General features: G+C 70.4%; 9 protein-coding genes. 6 read left to right on the top strand and 3 right to left on the bottom strand.

Going from position 1 to position 8,601, the window contains the following annotated elements; translation table 11 throughout:
- Together P3L51_RS33350 and P3L51_RS33355 are read left to right on the top strand one after the other, a co-directional pair.
- Positions 1-871 (top strand): carbohydrate ABC transporter permease (locus tag P3L51_RS33350; protein WP_354609092.1); only part of this gene is annotated, 871 nt, incomplete at its 5' end.
- A gap of 79 nt (positions 872-950) precedes the next feature.
- On the top strand, positions 951-1,862 hold the full coding sequence (locus P3L51_RS33355; protein ID WP_354609099.1) for a carbohydrate ABC transporter permease: 912 nt from the start codon (positions 951-953) through the stop codon (positions 1,860-1,862).
- A gap of 18 nt (positions 1,863-1,880) precedes the next feature.
- Here P3L51_RS33355 and P3L51_RS33360 read toward each other — a convergent pair whose 3' ends face one another.
- The gene (locus tag P3L51_RS33360; protein ID WP_354609093.1) at positions 1,881-2,285 is read right to left on the bottom strand and encodes a YciI family protein; all 405 of its coding nucleotides are present in this window, start codon (positions 2,283-2,285) and stop codon (positions 1,881-1,883) included.
- A 317-nt stretch (positions 2,286-2,602) separates the two neighbouring features.
- Between P3L51_RS33360 and P3L51_RS33365 the strand changes: the two genes are divergently transcribed.
- The 4 genes from P3L51_RS33365 to P3L51_RS33380 all read left to right on the top strand — a co-directional run bounded on the left by P3L51_RS33365 (position 2,603) and on the right by P3L51_RS33380 (position 7,138).
- The gene (locus P3L51_RS33365) at positions 2,603-3,814 is read left to right on the top strand and encodes an ROK family protein (RefSeq protein WP_354609094.1); all 1,212 of its coding nucleotides are present in this window, start codon (positions 2,603-2,605) and stop codon (positions 3,812-3,814) included.
- A 442-nt stretch (positions 3,815-4,256) separates the two neighbouring features.
- A complete protein-coding gene (locus P3L51_RS33370; protein WP_354609100.1) occupies positions 4,257-4,364 on the top strand; it encodes a lasso RiPP family leader peptide-containing protein in 108 nt (35 codons plus the stop codon).
- Between the two features lie 255 nt (positions 4,365-4,619).
- Positions 4,620-6,356 (top strand): asparagine synthase-related protein, encoded by a 1,737-nt coding sequence (locus P3L51_RS33375; RefSeq protein WP_354609095.1) that lies wholly within the window; start codon positions 4,620-4,622, stop codon positions 6,354-6,356.
- 20 nt (positions 6,357-6,376) lie between these two features.
- Complete coding sequence (locus tag P3L51_RS33380; protein WP_354609096.1) at positions 6,377-7,138, top strand: lasso peptide biosynthesis B2 protein; 762 nt, start codon at positions 6,377-6,379, stop codon at positions 7,136-7,138.
- Between the two features lie 75 nt (positions 7,139-7,213).
- Here P3L51_RS33380 and P3L51_RS33385 read toward each other — a convergent pair whose 3' ends face one another.
- Together P3L51_RS33385 and P3L51_RS33390 are read right to left on the bottom strand one after the other, a co-directional pair.
- Entirely contained in the window at positions 7,214-7,894 is a 681-nt protein-coding gene (locus P3L51_RS33385; protein WP_354609097.1) for a TetR/AcrR family transcriptional regulator, read from the bottom strand.
- Positions 7,891-8,571, bottom strand: a complete 681-nt coding sequence (locus P3L51_RS33390; protein ID WP_354609098.1) for a DUF4166 domain-containing protein — start codon at positions 8,569-8,571, stop codon at positions 7,891-7,893. Before P3L51_RS33390 ends, P3L51_RS33385 begins: the two co-directional genes overlap by 4 nt.
- Positions 8,572-8,601 lie beyond the last annotated feature (30 nt).

The raw sequence follows: 8,601 nt of genomic DNA on the forward strand, positions 1-8,601 counted from the left end.
GACAGGCGGTGCGCCGGGGGTCGCCGGGTGGCCGTTCGTCGTACCGTTCCTGGTCTTCTTCGTTCTCTTCCTGGTCGTGCCCCTCGGCTTCGGGCTGTGGATGAGCCTCACCGACTCCAGTCTCACCGGCCACGGCGACGGCACCTTCGCGGGCCTGGACAACTACGCCGAGGCGTTCACGGACAGCGAGGTCTGGCAGAGCCTGGGCAACACCGCCTGGTTCACGGTGCTCTCGTCGGTGCCGCTGGTGCTCTTCTCCCTGGTCATGGCGCTGCTCGTCCATACCGGGCTGCCCGGCCAGTGGGTGTGGAGGCTGTCCTTCTTCGCGCCGTACCTGCTGCCCGTGGCCGTCGTCACCCAGGTGTGGAACCTGCTCTACCAGCCCGAGGCGGGGCTGATCAACACCGCGCTGAAGGCCGTCGGCATCGACGGGATCGGCTGGCTGGTGGAGGAGCGATACGCGATGTGGTCCGTCGCGCTCCTCACACTCTGGTGGACGGTGGGCTTCAACTTCCTGCTCTACCTGGCGGCCCTCCAGTCGGTACCGGACCATCTCTACGAGGCGGCGGCGCTCGACGGGGCCGGCGCGTGGCGCAGACTGTGGTCGATCACGCTGCCGCAGTTGCGCCGTACGACCGGACTGATCGCGGTCCTGCAAGTACTGGCCTCCCTCAAGGTGTTCGACCAGATCTATCTGCTGACCAAGGGCGGGCCGGCCGGATCGACCCGGCCGATCCTCGAATACATCTACGACACCGGCTTCACCAACTACCGGCTGGGCTACGCCTCGGCGGTGTCGTACGTCTTCTTCGCGATCGTCGTCGTCCTCTCCCTCGCCCAGCTCAAGCTCTTCTCGCGCAGGGAGGACTGATCCGGCCATGGCCACCGACGCATCACTCGCATCGAGCGCTTCCGACCCGTCCGGCGCGTCCGGACCACGCCGCAGCACCATGCCGAGGGAAGTGGTACGCAGACGCCGTGGAGGTCCCGGCGGCAAGGAGGCCGGGGGCCGGGGGAGTTGGCACCCGATGCTGGGTGCGGGCCTCCTCCCCCGTGTCCTGTCCGTGCTGGCGCTGATCCTGATGGCCGGTGTCTGGCTGGTGCCGCTCGCCTGGGGGGTGGACACGTCCTTCAAGTCGGAGGTCGACGCGAGTTCGGCGGGTGGCGACTGGATTCCGGCGGGCGGCTTCACGCTCGCGGCGTACCGGGAGATCTTCGCGCAGGGGAATCTGCCCGTCTGGGCGCTCAACAGCCTCTTGATCGGTACGGCCGTGACCGTGCTGACGGTTGTCGTGTCCGCGATGGCGGCGTACGCGCTCTCCCGAGGACTGTTCCGCGGCCGGCGGGCGCTCCTCGCGGTCACCGTCGCCTCGATCATGGTGCCGCCGCAGATCCTGATCGTGCCGCTGTTCCGGCAGATGCTGGCGATGAACCTGGTGGACACCTACGCGGCGGTGATTCTGCCGCAGGTGGTGGCGCCGGTCATGGTCTACATCCTGAAGAAGTTCTTCGACGCGGTCCCGCGCGAGTTGGAGGAGGCCGCGCGGATCGACGGTGCGGGGAGCGTGCGGATATTCGTCAGCGTCATCCTGCCGCTGTCGCGGCCGATACTCGCGGCGGTGTCGATCTTCGTCTTCATCACCACCTGGAACAACTTCCTGTGGCCGTTCATCATCACCAGCGATCCGACGCTGATGACGCTGCCGGTGGGCCTGTCGAGCGTCAAGGACTCCTACGGCCTGCAGAACGCGCAGGCGTCGGCGGCGTCGGTCCTCGCCGCGATTCCGCTGCTGGTGGTCTTCATGCTGTTCCAGCGGCAGATCGTCAAGTCCGTCGCGACGACGGGGCTGGGCGGTCAGTGAGGGTTCCGGACCGGGTGGTCACAGATCGCCCTGGTGGTCGGTCATCACCTGCCGCACCTCGACGGGCTGTTGGGTCGGCACTCCGCCGGGGCCGGGCACGGCGGAGATACGCGCGGCGATCTCCAGTGCGCGCGCCTCGGAGGAGACGTCGAAGACGTTGAAGCCGGCCAGGAACTCCTTGATCTCCGGGAACGGCCCGGCGGTCACCAAGGGGGCCGCCTCGGTGCCGTCCGCCCTTACGAACTTGGCCAGTTGGGGATCGGCGAGCGCGGTGAACCGGATCAGCTCGCCGCTCTCGGTCAGCTCCTTGCCCAGGGCCGCGTAGTAGTCGAAGTGGGCCGCGACGTCGGCGGGCTCCCACTGATCCATCGGCTCGTCGAAGACGCCACCGTCGTGGTTGACCATGAGCAGGAATTTCGGCATGGGGACTCCTCTGTCGCGACCGCGCCCCAGTGTGGCGCAGCGCGGACGGTTTCGGGGGAGGCGGCTCCCTCGGTCGGCCGTTCCACCGGCGCTCGCCGGTCATTCTGGGCCATTCGTCGATCATTCACCGTCATTTCCGGAACCACCGGAAGCCCCTGGGAAAACACCTGTCACACCAGTCGCAGAGAGGTCACGACTGACCGCTCACCCCCTTACTTTCTTTTGAAGAGAAGCCACGTTCAATTTGAAGATCACCGTGCTAATCTGCGAGCCCCGGACGACATGATGAAATCGTCCTCGCCGGGAATGGGGAGGAAATGGTTCAGTTACGCGACCATCTCGGTCCGGCCGGCGGAGTCAAACAGATCAACCGAAAGCGCGTTCTGCTCGCCGTGATGATCAAGGCGGACACTCAGGCGGGTCTGAGCCGCCGCACCTCCCTCTCCGGCGGCACGGTCTCGGCCATCGTGCGGGAGATGGCCGCGGAAGGCACGCTGCTGATCGAGAAGAACGACAACAGGGGGCGCGGCGCGCTCGTACGGCTGTGCCGGACGTCGTCCGTCGCGGTGGGCGTGCACATCGGTTTCAACCACACTCGGGTCGTCGCCCGCCGTCTCGACCAGGGAATCGCCGACCGCCATCCCGGCGAATACTCGGACATCGGCGCCAACAGCGGGCTGGACCGGCTTCTGCCGGAGATCCGGCAGAAGGTGGGCGCGGCCGTCCGCCAGGCCGGCGGAGGGCAGGAGCCCGACGTCATCTCCCTCGGGGTGGCCGTGCCGCGCATGATCGATCCTCGGACGGGCCGGTTCACCAGCCCCGTACTGCCGCCCTGGAACCCCAAGGACGACCTCGCGAAGCAACTCCGCCAGGTGCTCGGCCTCACGACGGTGGTACTGGACAACGACGCCAACCTCGGCGCGCTGGCCGAGCAGACGTTCGCCACGGACGAGAGCCTGGAGACCGTCGTCTACGTGAAGGTCTCCACCGGGGTCGGCGCCGGGCTGATCATCGGCAACAGCATGGTCCGCGGGCACCGCGGGATGGCGGGCGAGATCGGCCACTCCGTCATGGAGCCGCGGGGCTCCCTCTGCCGGTGCGGCGGGCGCGGCTGTCTGGAGACGGTCATCGGCGCCGACTCGCTCGTGCGGCAGGTGGGGGAGGCGCTGACCGGCAGTTCCCTGGACGTACCGGACTCCCTGCGGTCGGTGATCGACCGGGCGCACGCGAACGACGCGGTGTGCGTCCGCGTCCTGGAGGACGCGGGCCGTCGGCTCGGCCAGGCGCTCGCGGTGGTCTGCAACATGCTCAATCCGAACCTCATCGTGCTCGGCGGCCGACTCGAGGCGGCCAGCGATCTCGTTCTCGGCCCCTGCAAGGAATCGCTTGTCCGGTACTCGCTTCGCGGGACCGCCGACGCCGTGCTGCGCAAGAGCTCCCTGGGACAGCTGACCGAGGCGCACGGGGCGCTGGTGCTGGGGCTCCGGTCCTACGACAGGGACGGCGAGGCGCAGTCCGTCGCCGTATGACGCGGTGAACTCCGGCGGACCGTCCCCCGGCCGCCGGAGTATCGAATTGAACGGTCGGGCCCGCCGTGCGCGCACCGGCTCCCGTAATTCATCGACCGGATTCCGTCAACTTCCCGAAATGCATTGTCCGTGGTGCCCGGGAGAACGGCCACCGGTCCGAAAACGGGTTTTGGACAGATAGTCCGAGTAGATGTCATCGTGTGGTGTCATCCGTCCACCGATCGATGCCCAAGCGCATTATGCTGGATGAATTCGAGTACCGTACGGCAGTGTTTCCCCGGCCGGCAGACATGCCCGCCGGCGCACATTTCCGACGTACATCTCCGACGTACTTTTCCGACGCAGACCCGAGGTGGAACACATGACGACGTCGCAAAGAGGTCACGAGTACCCTGTCGGCGGATCCGCCGAACCTGCGGTGTGCCCGGACGACGTCGCGGACATGCTCTACGAACCGCCTGTGATCGTCGATCTCGGTTCTGTACGGGACGTGACTCTGGGGAGTTCCACCAGCGGAACGGCCGACGCCAATTCCCAGTATTACTGGTAGGACCGGGCTGTGCGCAATGGACCGGCACAGGGCGGAGACGCGCTCGCGTCAGCGCCAACGTCCGCATACGTATCCGCATCCGCATCCGCGTCCGCCGATTCGAATCGGGCGCCCGAGCTGACCGGTGTCTTCCCCCCGGCGGCGGGCGGCGCGGGACGCGCGGGTCCTGCGGGTTCCGGCGACACCGTCCGGGTCCGAGGGCGTTGGCGGGACGGCGAGTTGCGCAGGATCGACAGCCCGGAGGGGACAGCCGTCGTGCTCGGTCAGTGTCTGGCCGACGACGACCGATTACGGCGCACGGCCCTGCGGGCACTCGCGTCCGGCCGGTCCGACGAGCTGACCCGGCTGCCGGGCAGCTATCTCTGTCTGGTGATCCGTGATCACGAGCTGACCGCCTACGTGGACGCGGCGGGTCAGTACCCGCTGTTCTTCCGGGACACCGGCACCCGCCTCGTGTTCGGGACCCGGCCCGCTTCGGTGGCCGACGCGGCGGGCACGCGACGACGGCCCGACACGGCGGTCCTCGCCGCCGGGATCTTCTGTCCGGGGGCTCCCGCGCTGGCCGGCGAACGGTCCGTCGTCGCCGGCGTCGGCAGGTTGGGCGGCGGGCAGGCGCTGCGCCGTACCGCGCGGGGACGTATCGAACGCTGGGCGCACGAACCGCTGGAGACCGATCCCGGGGCATCGTTCGCGCGGAGCGCCGACGCCCTGCGTGACGCGCTGGAGACGGCGGTCCGGCTGCGCGTCGCGGGCGGACAGCGGGTGAGTGCCGACTTCAGCGGTGGACTGGACTCCACCTCCCTCGCCTTTCTGACGCTCCGTCATCAAGCCGGCCCGCTGCCGGTGACGACGTACCACAGCGCCCTCTCGACATGTGACGACCTGGCCCACGCCGAGCGTTTCGCGCGGCTCGACCCGCGGCTGCGTATGAAGGTGGTGACCGGCGACCGCGAGACCCTGACCTACCAAGGACTGACCGGCCAAGGACTGACCGGCCACTCGGGTGGTGACGGCCGCGACAGCGGTGAACCCGATTCCGCCGCCGTGGCGCCGGCGCGCACCCGGCTGCGGCTGGCCGAGGTCGCGCGTCTGGGCGCGGGAGTGCATCTCGGAGGTGAGGGCGGGGACGCGCTGCTCGTCGCACCGCCCGGCTATCTCGCCGCACTCGCCCGGCCCGAGAGACTCCGCCGACTGGCAAGGGACAGCCGGGAGTTGGCCCGCGCCCGGCAGCAGGCGCCGTCGGCCGTCGCCGCACGGGCGGTCGGCCTGGCCCGTACGCCCCTCGCCACGGCGTTACGGCGGCTGGCGGACGGCTTCGAGAGCCGCGCGGGGGGTGACGTCGCTGACATCGGCGACGGCGGCGGCGGCAGCTTCGAACGAGTGGCCGCGCGTGACATCGGCTGGCTGGACGCCATCGCCTGGTGGCCCGAGCCCGGATCCGAGTCCGGCTGGCTGACGCGCGCCGCGAGCAAGGAACTCGCCGGGCTCGCGCGGCAGGCCGCGGAGACGGCCCGGCACACCGCCGGGTCGCGAGCGGGCGACCTCACCGCGCTGGACAATCTGCGTACGTCCGGAGCCGTACAGCGGCAACTGTCGGAAACGGCGCGCCCGTTCGGGGTGTGGCCGCAGGCGCCCTTTCTCGACACCGACGTCATCCGCGCCTGCGCGGCCCTGCCCGCCCACCTGCGTGCCGCGCCGCCCGCCTTCAAGCCGCTGCTCGGTGCGGCGCTGGCGGATCTGGTGCCCGCGCCCGTCCTGGCCAGACGGACGAAGGGCGACTACGGCGACGAGGACTACCAGGGCGCCCGGGCCCGCGCCCCCGAGTTGCGAAGCATGCTGCTCGACTCCCGGCTCGCGGAACTGGGCGTCATCGAACCGGCCGCCGTCACGGCCGCGCTCGACGGGGCCCTGATGGGGCTGCGCGCGCCGTTCCCCGCGCTGAACCGGCTTCTGGCCGCGGAGATCTGGCTCAGGAACACCACATGGCACTGACGCGGAGGAGAGACCTGCCCATGCCTGCCTTCCACATCCCCGAGCACGTGCACGAGAGCAGCGCCCCGCACGGTGGGACGGTGCTCCTCGACGCCCGCACCGGACAGTGGTACGCGATGAACGGCACGGCGCGCGCCCTGTGGTCCGAGTGGCGCGAGAGTGGGGACTTCGACGCCGGTGTCCGCACCGTGGCGGCCCGGTTTCCGCCGGCGCTCGGCGAGCGGGTACGTGCCGATGCCGGGCAACTGGCCGAGGTACTGGTCCGGCGCGGACTCGTGAGCGCGGCACCGGCACCGCCGCCGGACCGGGCGCCGGCACCGGCATCGCCACCGGACCGGGCGCCGGCACCGGACCGGGCGGCCCCGCGCCCGGCGGGAAGGGACGGGCGCGGGGCCCCGACCGCTCCTCGCCACGACCGGTCCGCGGCGACTCTCGCGCTCCTCATCGCGCTCTGCCTGCTGCGACTGCCGTTCGGCGTCACCGTGCGCGCGGTGGCGGCCCTCACCTCGCGCTGCGCACGCCCCGCCACGCAGGAGCAGGCGGCGGCGGCCGTCGCCCTGGTGCGACACGTCGCCCGGCTGCATCCGGGACGTGTCGCGTGTCTGGAGCTGTCGTTGGCCGCCACCGTCCGGCTGGCGCTGGCCGGGCTCAGCACGGAGTGGTGTCTGGGAAGCGCCGACGACCCGTACCGATTCCACGCGTGGGTCGAGGTGGCGGGCCGCCCGGTGACGTCTTCGTCCGACGGTGATCTCACCGACTTCCGCAAGGTCTTCAGCGTGTGAGTCCGGCCGGGTCCGGCCCGGACGAGGCGGGCCGTCGTCCAAGGCTCCCCCGCGCGCCGGAACACGGGTCTGCGCTCAGCTCCGCGCGGTGTTGCGCAGCCTGCGTCGTACCGCGCGCTGGGCCAGCGGGCCCAGTTCGTCCAGCACCGAGGCGAGCACGGCCAGTTGTTCCAGGGCGTCGAGGGCGTGGCCCGCGCCTTCCTGGTCGACGCCCTCGTACAGTTCAAGGCCGACGAAGGACGCGGCGATGGCGCGGGCGAGGCCGGCGGAGTCGGTGAGATCCGCGATCGGAGTGCCGTCCAGGACGCGCGCCAGGACCTTTTCGATCTCGTCGATCCACAGTTGCAGGCCGCGCCGGGCCGCCGTGGCGAGGCGCGGCTGGGTCTGCGCTCCGGCGAGCACCTGACCGAGGACGGCGACCTGGCCGTCCGCCCGCTCGTGGGCGTGCATCTCCCGGCCGAACGCGAGGAGTTCGGCGAGGGAGGTCACGGCGGCGAGCCGTGCGCGGTAGCGGGAGACGCGCTGTTCGGCGCCGTGGTGGCAGGCGGCGCCGAGGAGTTCGTCGACGGAACCGAAGTGGTAGAAGACCAGGGCCTGGTTGACCCCCGCCGCGGCGGCGATGGTGCGGGCGGAGGTGCGGGCGATGCCGTGCTCGGTGAGCGTACACAGCGCCCCTTCCAGCAGCTTCGTTCTGGTGTCGCGGCTCTTGTTGTCGGTACCCGGGCCGGACGTCGAGTCGCCGGTGCCGGCGCTCATGCGCGTGCCTCTTCCCGTACCGGACGCAGCCCGGCGCGCGGCCCGTACGAGTGCGCGGGCAGGTACGTGGCGGCGAATGTCCCCTCGTACCCGAAGAGGGGGCCGAAGCGCCGGTTGGTCACCCGTACGCGGATACGGAAGCGGCCCGTCGCGTCGTCGTAGGACTCCCGCACCTCTGCGTCGCCGCCGATGAGTTCCGGTACGCGCACGTCGACCGGCCCCTCGCGGAAGCGGTGTTGGCCAGAGCGGATCAGCAGTGAGCCGTCGGGTTCGGCGGTCGGGTGCAGATCGCTGGCGAGGTGCTGGTGTGTGCCGAGGTAGTCGAGGACGCAGTCGCGCTCGGGGCTGTGGATCATGGTGGCGTCGAAGCGGCGGGGTCCGTCGGGCAGTGCGAAGGTCCGGACGAACGTGACGGTCTCGCGGCCGTAGGCGTCGGTGTAGGGGACGTTCTCGATGGTGAACGGGATCCGGTGGCCGGTGCGCGGGACAAGGATGTTGCGGCTGCCGCCGAGCGCGAGGAACGGTTTGACGAAGGGGCGGCCGTGCCAGATGCGGTCCATCACGCCGCGCCCCACGCACGCCTCGCCGCTGTCGAGCCCCACGGAGAAGCGCCGCCGCAACTGGGGGTGGAGCCGGTCGAAGTCGTCGCCCATGGCGAGGCGGAATATCGAGGTCACGGACGCTCCAGTGTGGCGAGACTGTCTCTT

This window comes from Streptomyces panacea, assembly GCF_040560175.1.
GTDB lineage: Bacteria > Actinomycetota > Actinomycetes > Streptomycetales > Streptomycetaceae > Streptomyces > Streptomyces panacea.

Excerpts from the sequence above, each read along its gene's own strand:
- P3L51_RS33355 (WP_354609099.1), top strand. The coding sequence starts at position 951 with ATGCCGAGGGAAGTGGTACGCAGACGCCGTGGAGGTCCCGGCGGCAAG.
- P3L51_RS33360 (WP_354609093.1), bottom strand. The coding sequence starts at position 2,285 with ATGCCGAAATTCCTGCTCATGGTCAACCACGACGGTGGCGTCTTCGAC.
- P3L51_RS33365 (WP_354609094.1), top strand. The coding sequence starts at position 2,603 with ATGGTTCAGTTACGCGACCATCTCGGTCCGGCCGGCGGAGTCAAACAG.
- P3L51_RS33370 (WP_354609100.1), top strand. The coding sequence starts at position 4,257 with ATGCTCTACGAACCGCCTGTGATCGTCGATCTCGGTTCTGTACGGGAC.
- P3L51_RS33380 (WP_354609096.1), top strand. The coding sequence starts at position 6,377 with ATGCCTGCCTTCCACATCCCCGAGCACGTGCACGAGAGCAGCGCCCCG.
- P3L51_RS33385 (WP_354609097.1), bottom strand. The coding sequence starts at position 7,894 with ATGAGCGCCGGCACCGGCGACTCGACGTCCGGCCCGGGTACCGACAAC.